The sequence below is a fragment of the Nocardia coffeae genome, from assembly GCF_019890715.1.
GTDB classification, from domain to species: domain Bacteria; phylum Actinomycetota; class Actinomycetes; order Mycobacteriales; family Mycobacteriaceae; genus Nocardia; species Nocardia jiangxiensis.
On record NZ_JAINZY010000005.1, the window covers coordinates 546,057 to 563,354 of the forward strand.

General features: G+C 69.1%; 17 protein-coding genes. 10 read left to right on the forward strand and 7 right to left on the reverse strand.

The window, feature by feature from the left end; translation table 11 throughout:
• Positions 1 to 159: 159 nt before the first annotated feature.
• Entirely contained in the window at positions 160 to 1,239 is a 1,080-nt protein-coding gene (locus tag K7711_RS21935; protein WP_222971265.1) for a BTAD domain-containing putative transcriptional regulator, read from the forward strand.
• Positions 1,240 to 1,454: 215 nt separating this feature from the next.
• Here K7711_RS21935 and K7711_RS21940 read toward each other — a convergent pair whose 3' ends face one another.
• Positions 1,455 to 1,793 carry an excalibur calcium-binding domain-containing protein gene (locus tag K7711_RS21940; RefSeq protein ID WP_308014870.1) on the reverse strand — a complete coding sequence of 113 codons (339 nt, stop codon included), beginning with the start codon at positions 1,791 to 1,793 and terminating at the stop codon, positions 1,455 to 1,457.
• Between the two features lie 257 nt (positions 1,794 to 2,050).
• Here K7711_RS21940 and K7711_RS21945 point away from each other — a divergent pair, with 257 nt between their 5' ends.
• Positions 2,051 to 3,496: a glycoside hydrolase family 183 protein gene (locus tag K7711_RS21945; protein ID WP_372460171.1), complete on the forward strand. Its 1,446-nt coding sequence runs from the start codon at positions 2,051 to 2,053 to the stop codon at positions 3,494 to 3,496.
• Between the two features lie 5 nt (positions 3,497 to 3,501).
• On the opposite strand, the gene K7711_RS21950 is transcribed toward K7711_RS21945, so the two are convergent.
• Together K7711_RS21950 and K7711_RS21955 are read right to left on the reverse strand one after the other, a co-directional pair.
• Positions 3,502 to 4,545 (reverse strand): fused (3R)-hydroxyacyl-ACP dehydratase subunits HadA/HadB, encoded by a 1,044-nt coding sequence (locus K7711_RS21950; RefSeq protein ID WP_222971266.1) that lies wholly within the window; start codon positions 4,543 to 4,545, stop codon positions 3,502 to 3,504.
• Between the two features lie 220 nt (positions 4,546 to 4,765).
• Positions 4,766 to 5,851, reverse strand: coding sequence for an Rv0361 family membrane protein (locus tag K7711_RS21955; protein ID WP_222971267.1), 1,086 nt, complete (start codon positions 5,849 to 5,851; stop codon positions 4,766 to 4,768).
• A 7-nt stretch (positions 5,852 to 5,858) separates the two neighbouring features.
• Here K7711_RS21955 and K7711_RS21960 point away from each other — a divergent pair, with 7 nt between their 5' ends.
• The 4 genes from K7711_RS21960 to K7711_RS21975 all read left to right on the forward strand — a co-directional run bounded on the left by K7711_RS21960 (position 5,859) and on the right by K7711_RS21975 (position 10,354).
• Complete coding sequence (locus K7711_RS21960; protein ID WP_222971268.1) at positions 5,859 to 6,206, forward strand: hypothetical protein; 348 nt, start codon at positions 5,859 to 5,861, stop codon at positions 6,204 to 6,206.
• A gap of 930 nt (positions 6,207 to 7,136) precedes the next feature.
• Positions 7,137 to 7,553 (forward strand): hypothetical protein, encoded by a 417-nt coding sequence (locus K7711_RS21965; protein WP_222971269.1) that lies wholly within the window; start codon positions 7,137 to 7,139, stop codon positions 7,551 to 7,553.
• A gap of 1,027 nt (positions 7,554 to 8,580) precedes the next feature.
• On the forward strand, positions 8,581 to 9,027 hold the full coding sequence (locus K7711_RS21970; protein WP_040828652.1) for a DUF3151 domain-containing protein: 447 nt from the start codon (positions 8,581 to 8,583) through the stop codon (positions 9,025 to 9,027).
• A gap of 232 nt (positions 9,028 to 9,259) precedes the next feature.
• Entirely contained in the window at positions 9,260 to 10,354 is a 1,095-nt protein-coding gene (locus K7711_RS21975) for an FUSC family protein (protein WP_222971270.1), read from the forward strand.
• A gap of 451 nt (positions 10,355 to 10,805) precedes the next feature.
• On the opposite strand, the gene K7711_RS21980 is transcribed toward K7711_RS21975, so the two are convergent.
• A complete protein-coding gene (locus K7711_RS21980; RefSeq protein ID WP_222971271.1) occupies positions 10,806 to 11,594 on the reverse strand; it encodes a site-2 protease family protein in 789 nt (262 codons plus the stop codon).
• A complete protein-coding gene (locus K7711_RS21985) occupies positions 11,591 to 12,187 on the reverse strand; it encodes a hypothetical protein (protein ID WP_235747527.1) in 597 nt (198 codons plus the stop codon). The genes K7711_RS21980 and K7711_RS21985 overlap by 4 nt, the downstream gene beginning before the upstream one ends.
• Positions 12,188 to 12,488: 301 nt before the next feature.
• On the opposite strand from K7711_RS21985, the gene K7711_RS21990 reads away from it, so the two are divergent.
• Together K7711_RS21990 and K7711_RS21995 are read left to right on the forward strand one after the other, a co-directional pair.
• Positions 12,489 to 13,778, forward strand: coding sequence for an adenylosuccinate synthase (locus K7711_RS21990; protein ID WP_222971273.1), 1,290 nt, complete (start codon positions 12,489 to 12,491; stop codon positions 13,776 to 13,778).
• 89 nt (positions 13,779 to 13,867) lie between these two features.
• On the forward strand, positions 13,868 to 14,020 hold the full coding sequence (locus K7711_RS21995) for a hypothetical protein (protein WP_222971274.1): 153 nt from the start codon (positions 13,868 to 13,870) through the stop codon (positions 14,018 to 14,020).
• Positions 14,021 to 14,085: 65 nt separating this feature from the next.
• Here K7711_RS21995 and yczR read toward each other — a convergent pair whose 3' ends face one another.
• The gene (gene yczR, locus K7711_RS22000) at positions 14,086 to 15,573 is read right to left on the reverse strand and encodes a MocR-like transcription factor YczR (protein WP_222971275.1); all 1,488 of its coding nucleotides are present in this window, start codon (positions 15,571 to 15,573) and stop codon (positions 14,086 to 14,088) included.
• Between the two features lie 62 nt (positions 15,574 to 15,635).
• On the opposite strand from yczR, the gene K7711_RS22005 reads away from it, so the two are divergent.
• A complete protein-coding gene (locus K7711_RS22005; protein ID WP_222971276.1) occupies positions 15,636 to 15,917 on the forward strand; it encodes a hypothetical protein in 282 nt (93 codons plus the stop codon).
• A 52-nt stretch (positions 15,918 to 15,969) separates the two neighbouring features.
• Positions 15,970 to 16,515 carry a methylated-DNA--[protein]-cysteine S-methyltransferase gene (locus K7711_RS22010; RefSeq protein ID WP_222971277.1) on the forward strand — a complete coding sequence of 182 codons (546 nt, stop codon included), beginning with the start codon at positions 15,970 to 15,972 and terminating at the stop codon, positions 16,513 to 16,515.
• 103 nt (positions 16,516 to 16,618) lie between these two features.
• On the opposite strand, the gene K7711_RS22015 is transcribed toward K7711_RS22010, so the two are convergent.
• Entirely contained in the window at positions 16,619 to 17,023 is a 405-nt protein-coding gene (locus K7711_RS22015; RefSeq protein WP_222971278.1) for a hypothetical protein, read from the reverse strand.
• Between the last annotated feature and the right edge of the window lie 275 nt (positions 17,024 to 17,298).

Sequence of the window (17,298 nt, forward strand, 5' to 3'; positions counted from 1 at the left end):
CCCATGCGGTTGCCCAGGTGAATTGCGAGAGCAGTTGTTGCGCAGGGCCGTCGGGGCGCGGGTGTACCGTGACTCCGACGGGGCGGCGCGTCCTTAGCGGCTAGGCGGGGTGAAGTGTCACACAGCTTGGATGTTCGGGTTCTCGGGCCCGTTCGGTTGATGATCGATGGTGCGCCCGTTGCGGTGGGTGGGCCCAAGCCGCGGGCGCTGCTGGCCGCGCTGACGGTGAATCGGCGGCGGGCGGTGTCCTCGCAGGCGCTGGCCGATATCGTCTGGAACGAGGAGCCACCGGACTCGTATCAGGCGAGTCTGCAGGTGTTCGTCTCGAATATCCGTAAGACGCTGCGTAATTCGGGGCTGGATGCGGCGTCGGTGCTGCGCACCGAGTCGGCGGGGTACCGGCTCGAGATCCCGGACGTCGGATGTGATCTGGGTCGTTTCGACGCGGCGCGGCGGGCCGGTTCGGAGGCCGTCGCGGCCGGTGATCCGCGCGGCGCCTCGGAGCTGTTCGGCGCGGCGCTGGCCGAATGGAGCGGTAAGGCGCTGGACGATCTGTCCGGCCTGCATTTCGCCGAGAGTTTCGCCACCGCGATGGACGAGGAGCGGCTACTGGTCGCCTCGGCCCGGATCGATGCCGAAATCGCTTGTGGCCGAGCCTCTTCCGTTGTCGGTGAGCTGGTGTCGATGACCGGCGAGCATCCGCTGCGTGAGCCCCTGTGGGTGCAGTTGATCACCGCGCTGTACCTGTCCGGTCGGCAGGCCGATGCGCTCGAGGCGTGCCGTCGGGTCCGCACGGTCCTGGCCGACGAACTGGGTATCGATCCGGGTCCGGCGCTGACCGAGCTGGAGCAGCGGGTGCTGCGGCAGGAGCCGCTGAACACCGCCGATATCGCCAAGGTCGAGCGGATGGCGCAGGCGATGACCGAGACGGTCACCGAGACGCCGCGGATGGCGCGTTCCGGGCAGCTGCGTCTGCCCGACGGGCGCGCGGTCTCGATTCCCAAGGGCGGCTTGAAGATCGGCCGCATGACCGACAACGACCTGGTGCTGGACGATCCGAAGGTCAGCCGGTATCACGCGCACATCCTGCCGAGCCGGGCCGGACTGCTGATCAAGGATCTGCATTCGGCGAACGGCCTCTACATCAACGAGGAGCTGATCGACAGCGGATCGGTGCTCGCCGACGGCGACGCCGTGCGGATCGGGTCGACGGTCCTGCGCTTCGAGGGCAGTGTTTAATGGCCTCCGCTTCGCTCCGGCGGGCCGCGGCCCCCTGAGGGCCGATTCTTCCCTCCCTCCGCTCCCCCGCTGCGCTCCTCCGCTCCACTCAGTCCAGAATCGACCCGGGCCGCAGCCTTGGCGTCGGCGTTACCCGGGGCGGGCGGAACTGGGCGGGCCGGGTCGGTGTGGAATCGGCCAGGTCGGCAGTCGAAGTCGGCGTATCTCGCCGTAGATCAGGGCGTGGTGCTGCCGGGGCCGCAGGCCACGCCGGTGCCCTTCGGATCGAGCAGTGCGCTGTAGCCGGGCTGTGAGGAGTACAGCGGGGCCTTGCCCGCGGCGCGCACCGAGGCGCAGTTCGGATACCAGACCGGAGTGTTCTGATCGCCGGAATTGTTCTGCGGCGCGCTGATCGTGCCCTGATCGTCCACGGTGAATCCGCTGCCACCAGCGCTCGAACCACCGGTCCCGGCGCCCGAGCCTGGTGCGGCCAGCGCCGCGCCGGGTGCGACCAGGCCGAGCAGCCCGGCTGCTGCGACGACGGGAATCATGCGGCGCACTACTGAAATGTTCACGGCGGCAATCCTGAACGCTGCTATCGGATGAATGCTTCGCGTCAACTCTAGGCGGCTTTTCCTGAGAGTTCGACGTGCACTGCGCTCACCAACATTGTGCAACGCCAATCCGGGTTACCCAGGCCCGTCCACCCGGGGTAACGCCAACTTCGACGGCCCTTCGGGGGCCGCGGCCCGCCGCAGCGCAGCGGAGGCAGAAAATACAGTAGGGTCTGGTCCGGGCGATAAGCGCAAGTGGGGGAGCGAGGGGTTGGACCATGGCCATGCGGTTGCTTGCTGCCGTCGGAACGCTCGTCCTCGGGGTATCGGTCGTGCCGGTCGTGGCGCACGCGGATCCCGCACCGGCGCCCGGAATCGGGCCGTGCGCAACCGATCCGGTGCCGACGCACGCCTCGCTGGTGCCCAAGACGCTCGACGTTCCGGTGCCCTATCCGGTGGTGACCGTGGATCCGGGTCCGTCGGCGTCCGCGCCGGTCAAACGCACCACGATGACATTGCCGACCAACCCGTGCACCAATCCGTGCCCCGATCTGACCGATACGCCCGCACCTCCGCCGAGTCTGCTGGAACGCCTGGGCCTGCCCGATGTGCTGGTGAATCCCAAGCCGTTCTACTTCGCGCTGCCTCCGGGACCGTCCCCGCACACCGGTCCGCCGCCGCCCGCACAACAGCATCCGCCGACCGAACCGGGACCGCAGTCGGCGGTGCGCGCCGCGCCGCGGATCGGGGAGGTGCGCGAGGTGGCCAAGGAAACCGGTGCGAATTCGGTCAATCGCACCGACAAACGGTGGCAGGTGTACGGCACCGATCTGGGGATCTCGTGGGAGAGTGCGCCCGGTGAGGTCGCCATGGCCTTCGGTGACACCGTCGGTGTCGGCTTCCATCCGCCCGGCGGCATGGGTCAGGACTGGCGCAGTAATGTGCTGGCGTTCAGCAGGAATCACGATCTGAGTCACGGCGCGATCTTCGATCGCATGGTGACCGACGACCGGTGTCACGCCGCCGAGGTGCTGGACAGTCGCAAGAAGGACAACATCGAGATCACCACGATCCCGACCTCGGGTTTCGCGGTCGGATCGCGACAGTACCTGAGCTACATGTCGATTCGCACGTGGAACAGCGCGCCGGGCACCTTCTTCACCAACTACGGCGGTATCGCCTACTCCGACGATCACGGCCGGACCTGGACCAAGGACCCCTACGCGCACTGGGACGACATCTTCGGACTGGCGAATTTCCAAGTGGCGGCGATGGTTCCGCAGGGCGACTACGTCTACATGTTCGGCACGCCCAATACCCGCCTGGGCTCGGTGGGCCTGGCTCGGGTGCGTAAATCCCAGGTGCTCAACACATCCGCGTATCAGTACTGGCACGAGGGTTCGTGGACGCCAGTCGGCGGATCCGCTTCCGCGACACCGATAGTCCAGGGTCCGGCCGGTGAACTATCGGTGCGCTACGACACCACGCGCAACCTCTGGCAGATGAGTTATCTGGACACCGCCAAGGCCGCAATCGTTCTGCGCGAAGCGAATTCACCCCAGGGCGTCTGGTCCGAGAGCACGCCCACGGTCAGCGTCTCCCGGTATCCGGAGCTCTACGGCGGTTTCATCCACCCCTGGTCCACCGGCTCGGACCTCTACTTCACCATCAGCACCTGGAGCGACTACAACGTCTACCTGATGCACGCGCAGTTGGAAGACTGAATCTCCTAGCTCAGCTGGACTACTGCTATGGCTCGGCCGAAGAGTTTCTTTCCGGCGGAGCTGCCCGAGAGGAGCAGGGTCGCGGTACGGCGTTCGGGGTCCAGGGATTTGACCTTGGCGGTGAATTCGATCCGGGCGGGCGCGGTGGCCTCGACCGGGACCAGGCTCGCGAAACGCACGCTGTAGGACTCGACGGCGGTCGGGTCGCCCAGCCACGAGCTCAGGTACTCCGCGCCCAGACCCATGGTGAGCAGGCCGTGTGCCACCACGGTCGGCAGTCCGGCCAGTTCGGCGGCGCGGTCGCTGTAGTGGATCGGGTTCGGATCGGCGGCGACGCCGGCGTAGTTCACCAGATCGCCACGGGTGAGCTGCATTCGGCCGATCGGCAGCTCGTCGCCGACGGCCAGCTCCTCGAAGCGCGGGACCGTGTGCACCCCGGTGTGCTCGCGTGATCGCGCCAGCGGCGGCACGATGACGGCCTGCTCCTCGGTGATCGGGATGAGCACCTCGGGGTCGGCCTCGGTGGTCTCGCGGCGCTGCATCACCAGGCCCTCGACCAGCCGGGCGATATCGGAGTCGACTTCCTGGCCCAATCGCGCCACGATCGTCACCGTCGCGACGACCGCGACCTCGCCGTCCTCGTCGATCAGGGTGGCCCGCACGGTGACGAAGTCGTTGCCGCGCACCTGGCGGATCGATTCGATCTTTGCCTGACTGGTCGTGCGCCGGCCGACCACGAGCGGGCGGTGGATCTCGAAAAGCTGGTCCGTCTGCAGGATTTGGGACAGATCGTATTGCGTGAGCGTCGAATCCAGCAGTGCCTGCGTGATCGTCATGCCGATGACGGCGGCGAAGGTCGGCGGCGCCAGTATGTTCCGGTGGCCGAGTTTGGCTGCCTCGTCCTCGAAGCGGTGTGCCGGGTGGTTGTTCTGGACCGCGCGGGCGAATTCCCGGACCTTCTCACGACCGACGTCGTAGTGATCCCTGATGCGGAAGTTCTGCCCGACCAGTTCCGTGGTTGCTGACGCTTCGGGTGCCAGCTGCGGCATATTCCCTGTGCTCCCTGCTTGTCTTTACTCTGTAAAAGGCGATCATGGCGCGAAATGCGCGGGCCACACCCGGGCTGTGGGCGCGGCCGGATAACTCAATTACTCTACCGGCGAGTAGGACCGATGACCAGGTGTGTGTGAGGGGTATCGCCCGACGACGCGAAAGCGTCACAGCACACGGCGAATCGCCTCGTCACACCGTGGACGAGGCGATGCCGGACTACTGTGCGGCGTTCGGCAGATCACACACCTTCCAGCCGTCGGCGGTGTTCTGCAGGTCGAAGGTGCGCGAGGTGCGGGTGGCATCGGCGTCGGTGTAGACGCTGGCCTGCGCCACCGCCTTGTCGCCGGTGATCTGGACCGAGTTCACGCTGTCGACCTTGGGGATCTTGCGCTGGTCGACCGCGAGTTTGTGCACGCTCGCGTACTGGTCGGGAGACTTCGCCATGCCCTTGTAGAAATCGTTCTGCGCACCGCAGGTCGCGGCCTGCAGATCGGGCAGACTGCCCGAATCCAGGGCCTTGGTGTAGGCGGTGATGGCCGTCTTGACCTTCGCCTCGGGCGAATTGTCGCCACTGCCGACGACGGCGATGATCACGCCGACCACAACCACGATCAGCACGGCCGCCGCGCCCGCGATCAGCAGTCCGCGCCGGTTGCGGCGCTTGGGCTCGCCCGTCGATTCGTCCGGTGCGCCGGGGATGCGCTGGGGGGTGGCGATGGTGCGCGGCTCGGCCGGGGATTGCTGTTGTGCCGCAAAGGATTGCGATCCCGACTGGGCCTGCATTCCGCCCGGGGCCGAGAACGGCCGCGGCTGTCCCGGGTCGGTGGGTTGCGCATCCGCCGGTGAGGGGGCGCTGGTCCCGGCTTTGCCGTCCATCCGCATCTTCTCGGTGGCCTGCTCGCCCGAGCCCTGGATCGGCAACACGGTCGTCTTGTCGCCGGAAGTGTCCGGGACCATCGGAATGACAGCGGTTTTCGGATCGATCGGCTTCGCGCCGCCCTGGTCCGGGTCGGTACCCGATCCGGATTTCGCTGTGCCGGAAGGTTTTCCGCCCGGCAGTGCGGACTTGGGGATGACCGTGGTCTTGCCGCTCGCGCCCGGTGTGCCGGACCGCTCCGAATTCTCTTCCCGCGCATCGGAATCGGACTTCCCGGAATCGGGCTTACCGGCTGTTCCGGGCTTCCCGCCGCCCTTGGCCATGGCCTGGGTGACGGCCTCGGATGTCCCCGCCGCGCCCTCGGCCGACGAATCCTGCCCCTTCGAGGATCCAGCAGGTGCGGAAGAACCGCCCGGCAGCGACACCGCCGGTGTGGTCGATCCCGCCCCGCCCGGCTTCGGGGGCGTCACGCTGCCGGGCCGCGGCACCGCCGACGGTCCCGTGCCCGGCCCGGTCGCCGGATTCGCGGATCCCCCCGCGGGCCGGGGCGGTGTTACCGAGCCGGGCCGGGCTGCCGGATTCCCGCTCCCGGAACCCGATGCGGGATTCGTGGGCGCGGGTATCACGCGAGTCGGCCCGTCGCCGGGGCTCGACGCGGACGTCCCGGTCTTCCGTCGGTCCGCAGGGTTGTCGGTCTTGGATCCGCTCTGGGCCGGTCCGTTGCCGGGCCGCGAGGACTCGGTCCCGGGCCGGGGCGCCGGATTCGCGGGAGTGCCCTGATCGGACTTGCCACCGGAATCCGACCCGGCGGAATTTCCGGGCGGAGTCGAATCCGCCCCTCCCGCCGATCCGCCGGTTTGCTGCTTTCCGGATGCCTCGTCCCCGGGCCGTCCGGTCGAACTCATGAGTACCCTCTCACCGGTCCCGCCGAAGCGCGGTCCCATAGCTGACACCGCCCCGCGATCCACCGAATCGGCAGCTGCGGGCGGCCGTTGTGCCGGACCGTTGCCAGGGCGTGTGGGTGTCCCGCCGCCGGACCGGGCTGTCGTGTCTGCTGCGGCCGGGCGTTGCGCCGGTCCACCGAGTCGCGATGTCGCGGAGGGATCCGCACCGAGTCGTCCGGCCGGATTCGCGGGTGCGTCCTGGCCGGGTCCGCCACCGGGGCGCGGTGCCCCGGATCGTGCTGTCGAATCCGGCGAACCGGGTAGCCGTTGTGCAGGTCCGTTGCCGGGCCGCGCGGTCGGATTCGGGGGTGCGTCCTGACCGGGCCCGCCGCCGGGGCGCGGTCCGTCGGATGCCCTCGGACCCGACCGTGCTGTCGAATCGGCGGATGCCGGTGGCCGTTGTGCCGGACCGCCCGGTCGCGTGGTTCCGGGGGTTTCGCCGAGCCTCGGCCCGGCGGGTGCGCCCGCGTTGGACCGTGCCGTCGAATCGGCAGGCGTGGGTGGCCGTTGTGCCGGTCCGCGTGTGGTCCCGGCGGTTTCGGCGCCGGGCCGTCCGGCCGGATTCGTCGGCGTGTTCCGGGCGGGCTCGTCGCCGGGCTGTGCGGCTCCCGGGCCGGACCGGCCCGGCGGGTTCACCAGATCGCGGGAGGCGCGCAGGGCGCCGAACAGCCCCGGACCCGGCCGGGCCGGATTGGTCGGTGGCGGTGTGCGCTGGCCCGATTGATCGCCGGACTGCGGTCCGGGCGCGGGGTTCGGCGCACTCCGGGTGGATTCGTTGCCGGGGCGCGGCGGCGTCGATCCCGCCGGGCCCGGCCGGTCCGCCGGTGTCGGCGAGCCCTGCGCGGGACCGTTGCCGGTCCGCGCATCGGGCCGGACCGGCTCACCCGAGGCGGGCGCACCCTGGGCCGGTCCGCTGCCCGGCCATCCCGCGGGCTGTCCGCCACCCGGACGTCGGTTGTCCGCCGGCGCTGTGGTCGATCGGGGGTCGCGACCACCCGGAGGCGTCGACCCGCCCGCGAACTTCAGCGTCTGCGCATCGCCGGGCCGCGGCGCGGCGGGCGAATTCGAAGCCGGAGCATTCCCGGGGGATCCCGCCGGATTGCTGCCGAACATCGCCGTGGGTCCCTCGCCGGGACGCGGTGTCCCGGGCGAATCCGGAGCACTTCCAGGGGATCCCCCCTGATTGCCGCCGAATTTCGCCGTCGGCCCCTCGCCGGGCCGTGGTTGACCGGGCGTGCCGCCGGGAGTCGGTCCGGGTGTGCCCGTCGGGCCGCCGGGTCGTGCAGTCCCCGAGGCCGGGGCGGGCCCGCCGCCGGGACGTGGTGCGGCAGGCGGATTCGAGGCCGGTGCGTCGCCGGGCTGTCTCGACCGGACCGGCCAACCCGCGAATTTCGCCGTCGGCCCTTCGCCCTGCCGCTGCGCATTCGATGACGTGTCGCCCCCCGGAGTTGTCGACCCGGTCGCGGACTTCGCGGACCGGTCATCGCCGGGCTGCTGTGGCGTGCGCGGGCCGCCGGGCGGATTCGAGGCGGACCCGCCGCCCGGACGTGATGTGCCGGGGGTCGGCCCGTTGCCGGGAGGGTTCCCCGCCGGGCTGCCGCCGGGGCGTGGTGCGCCGGGTCCCGGGAGCGGTCCGCCCGGACGGGGTGCGGCGGGGGCGCCACCCGGACGTCCGGGAGCGCCGGGGATCAGTGGCCTCGGTGCGTTGCCCGGACGCGGTGTGCCCGGTGCGCCCGCATTGCCCGGACGCGGGCCCGCGTTCGCCGAACGAGGATCCGGCGGATCGGCTTGTCCCGAGCCGGGGTTCGCGCCCTGGGGGCCGCCCGGCGGACGGTTCTGTCCCGCGGCCGGGGGGACCGGCCCGCCGGACGCGCGACCGCCCGGTCCCTGGCCGCGCTGATCTGCGGGACCACCGGGCGCGACACCGCGCGGCTGCGGCCCGCCCTGGTCACGGCGGTTGGAGTCGGCCGGTCCGCGGCCGGGGAGCTGGTCGCGGGAGATGAATTGGTTTCGGACGGCGGCGGGGCCGGATCCGGGCGCACCGGACGACGGACGTTGCTCGGCGCCGGGAGAGTCCGGCTGCGGCTTCTTATCGTCTGTCGGGTCGGACACACGCTGCCCTTCGTTCGGCGGATCGGTTTCGGTCCAGGCAAGCCTAACGAGCATTTCGGACAGCGGTGCAGATTGCGGCTGCCATAGGATGGTGAGCCATGACGTCCTTCGGTGATCTGCTCGGACCGCAGCCGGTACTTCTCCCCGAGAATGTGGAGGCGGAGTCGGCCCTGCTCGAGAAACAGGACCCGGTTCAGGTCGCCGCCGCGCACCCGACGGCCTCCATCGCCTGGGCGCACCTGGCCGAGGCCGCGCTCACCCGGTCCGAGGCCACCGGCCCGGATTCGGTCGACGCCGATGTCATCGCCGCCTACGCCTTCGCGCGCACCGGCTACCACCGCGGCCTGGACCTGTTGCGCCGCAACGGCTGGAAGGGTTTCGGCCCGGTGCCGTGGAGCCACGAGCCCAACCGCGGATTCCTGCGCAGCGTCGGCGCCCTGGCTCGTGCCGCCCGCACCATCGGCGAGACCGACGAGTACGCCCGCTGCCTGGACCTGCTCGAGGACTGCGACCCCCGCGCCGCCGCCGAACTCGGCATCGACTGACCCTGCGCGATGACGATGCGCCTGCGTCACGGAGTTCCGCCCACCTCGGACAACGCCAACCTTCGGCCGCGGCCCGGGTCGATTCTGGACTGACGGAGCGGGGGAGCGAAGCGCAGGAGCGGAGGAGGGAAGAATCGGCCCTTGGAGGGCCGCGGCCCCCGGAGCGAAGCGGAGGCAATTGAACACAGATTCGTTCACCGTCAGTGCTGTTCGGGAGAGCAGTGTCGAGCGTATGCGCAGTGGCTGGCAACGCCTCCGTAAATCCGCGCTGCCGATCCTGCAGTGCGCGGTGGGTGCGGCGATCGCGTGGTATGTCGCGCATCACATCGTCGGTCACCCCCAGCCGTTCTTCGCGCCGGTCGCGGCGGTCATCTCGATCGGTGTCGCGTTCGGCGCGCGGATCCGGCGCTCGGTGGAACTGGTCGCGGGGGTCAGTGTCGGCATCGGGATCGGTGATCTGTTCATCTCCTGGGTCGGCAACGGGCCGTGGCAGATCGCGCTGGTCGTCGCGGTGGCGATGGGATCGGCGATATTCCTCGATCGCGGCGCGGTCATCCCGATGCAGGCCGCGAGTTCCGCGGTGCTGGTGGCGACGCTGTATCCGCCGCACAGCGGGGGAGCCGCACTGCGCGTGGTGGATTCGCTCGTCGGCGGACTGGTCGGGATCGCGGTGGTGGCGATCTTCCCGCTGCATCCGGTGCGCCGTGCGCGTCAGCAGGCCGCCGACATCCTGGCCGTGATGGGCCGCGCGCTCACCGGCTGCGCGGACGGCCTGCACGAGCAGGATCCGGAAAAGATCCGTGTCGCACTGCAATCCGCGCGCGGGACGCAATCGCAGATCGACGGGTTGCGCAGTGCGGTCGAGGGCGGCCGCGAGGTCAGCCGGATCTCCCCGCTGTACTGGAACGCCCGTCCGCGCCTGGATCTGATTCGGGCGGCGGTGGATCCGCTGGACAACGCCGTGCGCAACATCCGCGTCCTGTTGCGCCGCGCTCTGACCCTGGTCCGCGACGACGAGATCCTCGATCCCGGAATCGTCGAGGAGGTCGAGGAACTCGGCAAGGCCATCGAGGTGGTGCGGCAGTACGTCCTGGCCGATCCGGGCCGGCAGCCCGACGCCGCCGAGGCAACCCGGGTGCTACGTCGCGTCGCCAAGGGTGCGACCGTGGATCTGGTCGACGGCGCGGGGTTGTCCGCGCACGTGGTGTTCGCCCAACTTCGTTCCATCGTGGTCGATCTCATGCAGGTCTGCGGTGTGCAGCGGCTGTCGGCCATGGCGTTGCTCCCGCCGACCGTCGAACGTCCCTACGTCGAACCGCAGGACTGAACTCCGGCGCCGCAGCGGAATCCGCGCCGGTTGCTGTTCGGATGCCGTCCGGTCCGGACCAATTTTCCTCGATGCGTAATCCGAAGGGCGACTGCGCGTTCGCCGATCCAATTGCGCGCGAAAACGATCGTGGTTCGGGTAGTGCACTACTCGTGAAGCGGCTTCCCACTGCCGATAACTTCGTTGTCGTACCGCGTCGACGAGGGGTGGCGCGGTCGGAACTTCGTACGGGCGGTGCGCGTCCCGCGGTCGGAGCGACGGGGTCCGCACGTCAGTAGGTGCGACCCGGGGAGGACGTCGTCCAGCACTGTCCGACGGTGCGCCGGTCGAGGGGGGTGGACTGCGCTGACGCCCGTACGAAGACGGACCGCCCGATGGACTGGATCGGGCGGTCCACCCATTTCCGGGCCAGGGCGAATTCGGGCTCAGGTGAATTCGGGCTCGGGGCTGTTCAGAAGGAATTCCAGAATCGGGTCAGGTAACTCCCGTAGGCGGACCAGTCCGAGGACACGCCCGAGAGTTCGAACAGATAATTCACCGCCGTGAAGAACACCCGATTCAGCCCCGGCACCCACAGGATCGCCAGCAGCAACAACAGCCCGTACGGCTTGAACTGATCCATCGACCGCCGCGTCCGATAACTCAGCGAGGGCTCCAGAATTCCGTAGCCGTCGGTGCCCGGAATCGGCAGCAGGTTCAGAACGGTCGCGGTGACCTGCAGAAATGCCAGGAAGCTCAGTCCGAACCAGAACGCCGGATGGTCCTGCTCGGATCCGGCCGCGCGCACGATCGCCAGCAGCGCCACCGCGCACGCCAGATTCACCGCGGGCCCGGCCGCACTGATCGTGCGTTGTACGCGCGGGGAGAAATTGTGCGCGTGGACGTAGACCGCACCGCCCGGCAGCGCGAATCCGCCCAGCGCGATGAACAACATCGGCAGCCCGATCGACAGCATCGGATGGGCGTACCGCAGCGGGTTGAGAGTCAGATATCCGCGCAGCTCCACCTCGCGATCACCCGCCCGCCAGGCCGAATACGCATGGCCGAACTCGTGCAGGCACATACTCACGATCCAGCCCGCCACCACGAAGACGAACACGCCGAGCTTGGCCTGCCAGGACGTCAGTTCGGCCTCCCACGCCACCACCCCGCCGACCGCGGTGAGCAGCACGATCAGCAGGAATATCGGGCTGGGCCGGACCGCCCCGGTCATGCGCCGGGTGTTGAACGGGCGGTTCATCGAACCAGCCGCCAGGGCTCGTTGTGCCGGTAGAAACTCGCCCGGGGCACGGTCCGGTCGTCGGCGATGCCGTCGCGGGTCACCACCGCGCCCGGGGTGCCCAACTGGATCGCGCGGCCGGCGACCCAGCGCCGCCGGCGGAACCTGCGCACCACCGCCGCGCGTGCGCCCGGCATCTCCAAGGTGGGCGAGATATTCAGGGCCGCAATGGTTCCCGAGAACAACGGCACCTCGTCGGCATAGGCCTCGCCCTCCAGGCGGGACCCGTCCGGCCCGGTCACGGTGGCGCGGCCGACCAGTACCTTGCCGGTGTCGTCGCGGATCAGCGGAGTGTCCTGCGGCTTGCCCTCCAGGGCCCGCTCGGCCGCCGCCGAACCGGTGCCGGTCTCATAGGCGCGCGAACCGTAGGTGCGATCCACCGGCACGTACCCGATCTCCACGTGCAGTCGCTCGGTGCGCAACAGATGGGTGAGCACCGCGGCCAGACCGGCGTCCTCACCCAGCACGATCAGCCGGGGCAGACTGTCCGCGGCCAGCACCGGCAACAGCTCATCGATCCGAGCCGCATCGGGAATCGCCGAGGTCTGTGTCATCGAGAGGGACGCGAGCGCAATCGGTACCGGGGCGCCGTTGCAGCGGAGAACGTGGGTACTCAACTGCGGAACACCCTCCTCGGAACCGACACCATGCTCGACCTCGCTGCGCTCGGGCGAACTCCCAAAGCCCGCCTCCCGAGCAACGATAGTCCCGGTCGGTGTCCGGTGTGCCAGTCGGCGTCGTGCTTCGCGGGCCACGCGGCGGCCATCCACTAGACTGTCCTCCCGGCCACCGCCTCGACAAACGGCAGGTAGCTGCAGCGTTGGCGCTGCGCGTCGAAACCGTAGGAGACTCCACATGCCGGCAATCGTCCTGATCGGCGCCCAATGGGGCGACGAGGGCAAGGGCAAAGCCACCGACCTGCTCGGCGGCCGGGTCGACTGGGTCGTGCGGTACCAGGGCGGAAACAACGCCGGGCACACCGTCGTCCTGCCCAATGGGGACAACTTCGCGTTGCACCTGATCCCGTCGGGAATTCTGACTCCGGGAGTCACCAATGTCATCGGCAACGGTGTCGTGGTCGATCCGGGCGTACTACTGGACGAGCTGGCGGGAATCGAGAAGCGCGGCGTGGACACCTCGCGCCTGCTGCTCTCGGCCGACGCGCACCTGATCATGCCGTACCACGTGGCGATCGATAAGGTCACCGAACGTTTCCTGGGCAACAAGAAGATCGGCACCACCGGCCGCGGTATCGGCCCGTGCTACCAGGACAAGGTCGCACGCGTGGGCGTGCGGGTGGCTGATGTGCTGGACGAGAAGATTCTCACCCAGAAGGTCGAGGCTGCACTGGAGTTCAAGAATCAGGTGCTGGTCAAGATCTACAACCGCCGCGCGCTGGATCCGCAGCAGGTGGTCGACGAGGTGCTCGGTCAGGCCGAGGGCTTCAAGCACCGGATCAGCGATACCCGGCTGCTGCTGAACGAGGCGCTCGAAGGCGGGCAGACGGTCCTGCTGGAGGGTTCGCAGGGCACGCTGCTGGACGTCGACCACGGCACGTATCCGTATGTGACGTCCTCGAATCCGACCGCGGGCGGTGCGGCGGTGGGTTCGGGCATCGGGCCGAACAAGATCACCACGGTGCTGGGCATCCTGAAGGCGTACACCACCCGCGTCGGCTCGGGGCCGTTCCCGACCGAGCTGTTCGACCAGTCCGGCGAATATCTGGCCAAGACCGGCGGCGAGGTCGGCGTCACCACCGGACGCGCGCGCCGCACCGGCTGGTTCGACGCGGTCATCGGGCGTTACGCGACCCGGGTCAACGGCATCACCGACTACTTCCTCACCAAACTCGATGTGCTGTCGAGCCTGGACCAGGTGCCGATCTGCGTCGCCTACGAGATCGACGGCGAGCGCGTGGAGCAGATGCCGACCACGCAGACCGAATTCCACCACGCCAAGCCGATCTACGAGCAGATGCCCGGCTGGTGGGAGGACATTTCGCACGCGCGCGCCTTCGAGGATCTGCCCGCCAACGCCCGCGCCTACGTCGAGCGGCTCGAGGAGCTGTCCGGTGCGCGTATCTCGTGCATCGGCGTGGGACCAGGCCGGGACGAGACCATCGTCCGGCACGACATTCTGGGTTAGTCACTGCGCCCGGGGGATTGGGCGCTCCGCCTACCCGAAATCGCCCGGGATAAGGTGCTGATGTCCGAAAACTGGAGGGAGAGCACACGATGAGTCAGGAGCAGCAGAGCCAGGGGCGGCACGCGGCCCCCGAGGGCGCTGAGCGCCACCCGCTGATAGACCTGTCCCGGGATCCCAATCCCGGCGTTCCCGATCACGCTGCGCCCGAGTCCGCAGAACAGGATGCCAACGGCGAATCCTGATCGGCACCGTACGTTGAGCCGCGCCTCGCCCGAATCACCGGACGGAGTGCGGTTTTTCGTTGTGGTCAGTAGTAGGTGATGGGGGCCAGCGGTTCCGCGGCGTGCGGGGTCAGAGTGGAGTAGGCCTCGGCGAGGGATTTCACGCCGAGTCGCAGATCGGATTCGTCCCGGGTGAAGGGGATTCGCAGAAAGCGCTCGAACGCGCCCTGCACCCCGAAGCGCGGTCCGGCCGCCAGCAGCACACCGTGATTGGGCGCGACCGCTGCCAGGGCGGAGGACACCGGTGTGGGCAACTGGACCCACAGCGACATGCCGCCGACCCCGCGGACCACACGCCAGTCCGGCAGGTCCTGGGCCAGGGCGTCCAGCAGAGTGGCTCGGCGGCTGCGGAGTTGGTCGCGGCGCTGCTCGAGAATGGGGCCCGCGTTGTCGAGCAGATGGACCGTGGCCAGCTGATCCATCACCGGGGTGCCCAGATCGACCGTCGAGCGGATGCCGAGCAGTTTGGTGATCAGCGACGGTGCGGCGCGGACCCAGCCCACGCGCAGACCGCCCCAGAACGATTTCGACGCCGAACCGATCGTCACGATCTCCGAGCCGCGGGCGAATGCGGCCACCGGGGGTGGATTTTCGCCGTCGAGCTGCAGATCCACCATGGATTCGTCGACGATCACCGTCATCCGGGTGTCGCGGGCGATGGCGGCGAGTTCGGCGCGGTCGCGCTCATTCATCAGCAGTCCGGTCGGATTGTTGAAGTCCGGCAGTAGATATGCCGCGCTGGCCGCGGTTTGCCTGGCCGCACTGCGGATTCCGTCGAGGTCCCAACCGGCTTCGGGGTGTTCCGGGAGCAGCGGAACCGGGACCGGGCGCGCGCCGACATCGCGAATCGCCTCGATGGCGTTGGGGTAGGTCGGGTGATCGATCAGGACTCGTTCGGCCGGTGCGGTCAGGACGTTCAGCAGCAGGCGCAGGCCGTGCTGAGCGCCGAGGGTGACCAGGATCTGATCGGGTTCGGTGGGCAGGCCGCGCTCGGTGTAGCGGCGGGCGAGCGCCTCGCGCAGCGGCGGGACGCCGACCGGATCCATGCCGTGTGTGCCGAGATAGAGCGGAATGCCTTGTAGTGCAGCGGAGTACGCGTCGTTCATCTCCGGGGGAGCGGACATCGCGGCATAGGTCAGGTCGATCGTGGGCACCTGATTCGGCGACATCAGCGCCAGAATGCTGCGCGCGGGTTTCGCGCCGTCGTGCGCGACGCTCGGCGGCAGGGCGACGGTGCTGCGCGAACCCTGGCGGCTGATCAGATAGCCGTGTTCGCGCAGGAGGGCGTACGCGGAGGTGACCGTGGTGCGACTCACACTCAGGGTGGTGGCGAGATCTCGCTCACTCGGCAGGGCGACGCCCAGCGGGGCGCGGCCGTCGTGGATCAGCAGCCGAATGCTTTCCGCGAGAGCGAGATACGCTGGGCGGGCCGCGCGTTTGTCACCGTTCTCGTCGTGTCGCCAGCGGCCCAGATCGCGGGTCAGGGTGGCGGCGCTGATCACACGTATTGCCATGCAGTCCAGTATCGACCCTCTGGATATTTGATTCAAGTCCAGCTGGCCGGATCATTCTCTACATGGTCACCTTTCTCGCCTCTGTGCTGGTCGTCGCGGCCTTCGCGGTGATCGTGTATCGGCTCGCGCTGCGCGGCGCCGGGCGCGCTGTCGGACTGCTCGAGCGTTATCGGCCGCATGCGCCGATGTCGGACTGGTCGCTGTCGTTTCGAGACGATCAGCGGCAATACGCGGATCTGGTTGCGGCCGAGTCGTATCGCGATGCCGGGGCCGAGTCCGATGTGGTTGTGCGGCCGTCCGTCGTCGGGCGTCGTCGAGTATTCCGTAGGGCAGTCCAGTTCTGAGAAGTGGACTGCTGCATAGAAACTTGTCGGTGCCGTCCGGCAGACTGACGGTATGCCCGCCTCGGATCGCTCGCCCTCGGCAGCGCTCTTCGACACCGCGATCGGTGTCTGTGCCCTCGTCTGGACCGATGTCGGCGTCCTGCGCTTCCATCTACCCGAGGCCACACCGCAGGACACCCGCACCCGGATGCTGCGCGACGGCGCCCGGGAGGTCGAGCCGGATGCCACGGCCGCCGAGGTCATCGCAGCGTGCCGCGCCCACCTCGACGGCAACCTCGACGATCTGCGCTGGATCCGGCTGGACCACACCGAACTTCCCGATTTCCACCGCGCCGTCTACGGCGTGACCAGGGCCATCGACCCCGGCCACACCCTCACCTACGGCCAGGTCGCCGAGCGCATCGGCGCCCGCGGCGCGGCCCAGGCCGTCGGCCAGGCACTCGGCCAGAACGCGATCCCCCTGATCATCCCCTGCCACCGAGTCCTGGCCGCCGACCATGCCCTACACGGCTTCTCGGCCCCCGGCGGCATAACCACCAAGGCGCATCTCCTCGAAATCGAACGCACCCCGGGCTTCGGAGAACCGACCCTGTTCTGATCACCTGCGCCGCAGGATATTCGAGATCGATATCAGCTGGATGAGCTGTGCGCCACTGCCGATTTCGGGTGTTCTCCCGGGGCCGATCGAGGCCGAGGATCGGCTAGTGGTGCGGCTGTTGGGTGGGGGTGGGCTTGATGATGCTCTGCAGGTCCTGGTTGGTGCGGTTGACGCCGTCGACCACCGCGTCGGGCACGACGTTGGGGACGGGGGCGTTCAGGTCGCCGATGTGGACCTCGCGGGGCGCCGCCGGGGTGGTGGTCTGCGAGGGTTTGGGGGTGCTGCGGCGGCGGGGTGCGGGGGACTGGTCTTGTGGTGTGGCCGAATGGAGTTGGGCCGGTTGATCGGTTTGGGGCGACTTCTGGGGCGCGGGGGTCACCGCGCTCACCCCGGGCTGCACCGTCCCGGGGTCGGCCAGTGCGATCCCGGTGCACGCCATCAGGGCCGCACCCGCCAGTGCGGCCAATCCGGCTGCGAGACCGGCCGAAACCTTGCGACGACGAGTCACGACACCACCTTCACGATGATCTGCTGGATGGGTGACGCGTCGTCGAGTCGCCCGGACAGCATCGTAATCGGCGATCGGCCCCGGAACCATCCCCTGTTCGCCGCGAATCAGACCGCCGCGCCGAAGGCGGATCCGGCTGCGCCGCCGACGATTCCGCCGGCCACCCCGCCGACGAGGGCGGCCGGAATCCCGACCACGGCGGCACCGGCGGCCGCACCTCCCGCCGCGCCGAGGCCCGCCCCGATCGCCGCTCCGGCGGCCGCTCCCGCGACATT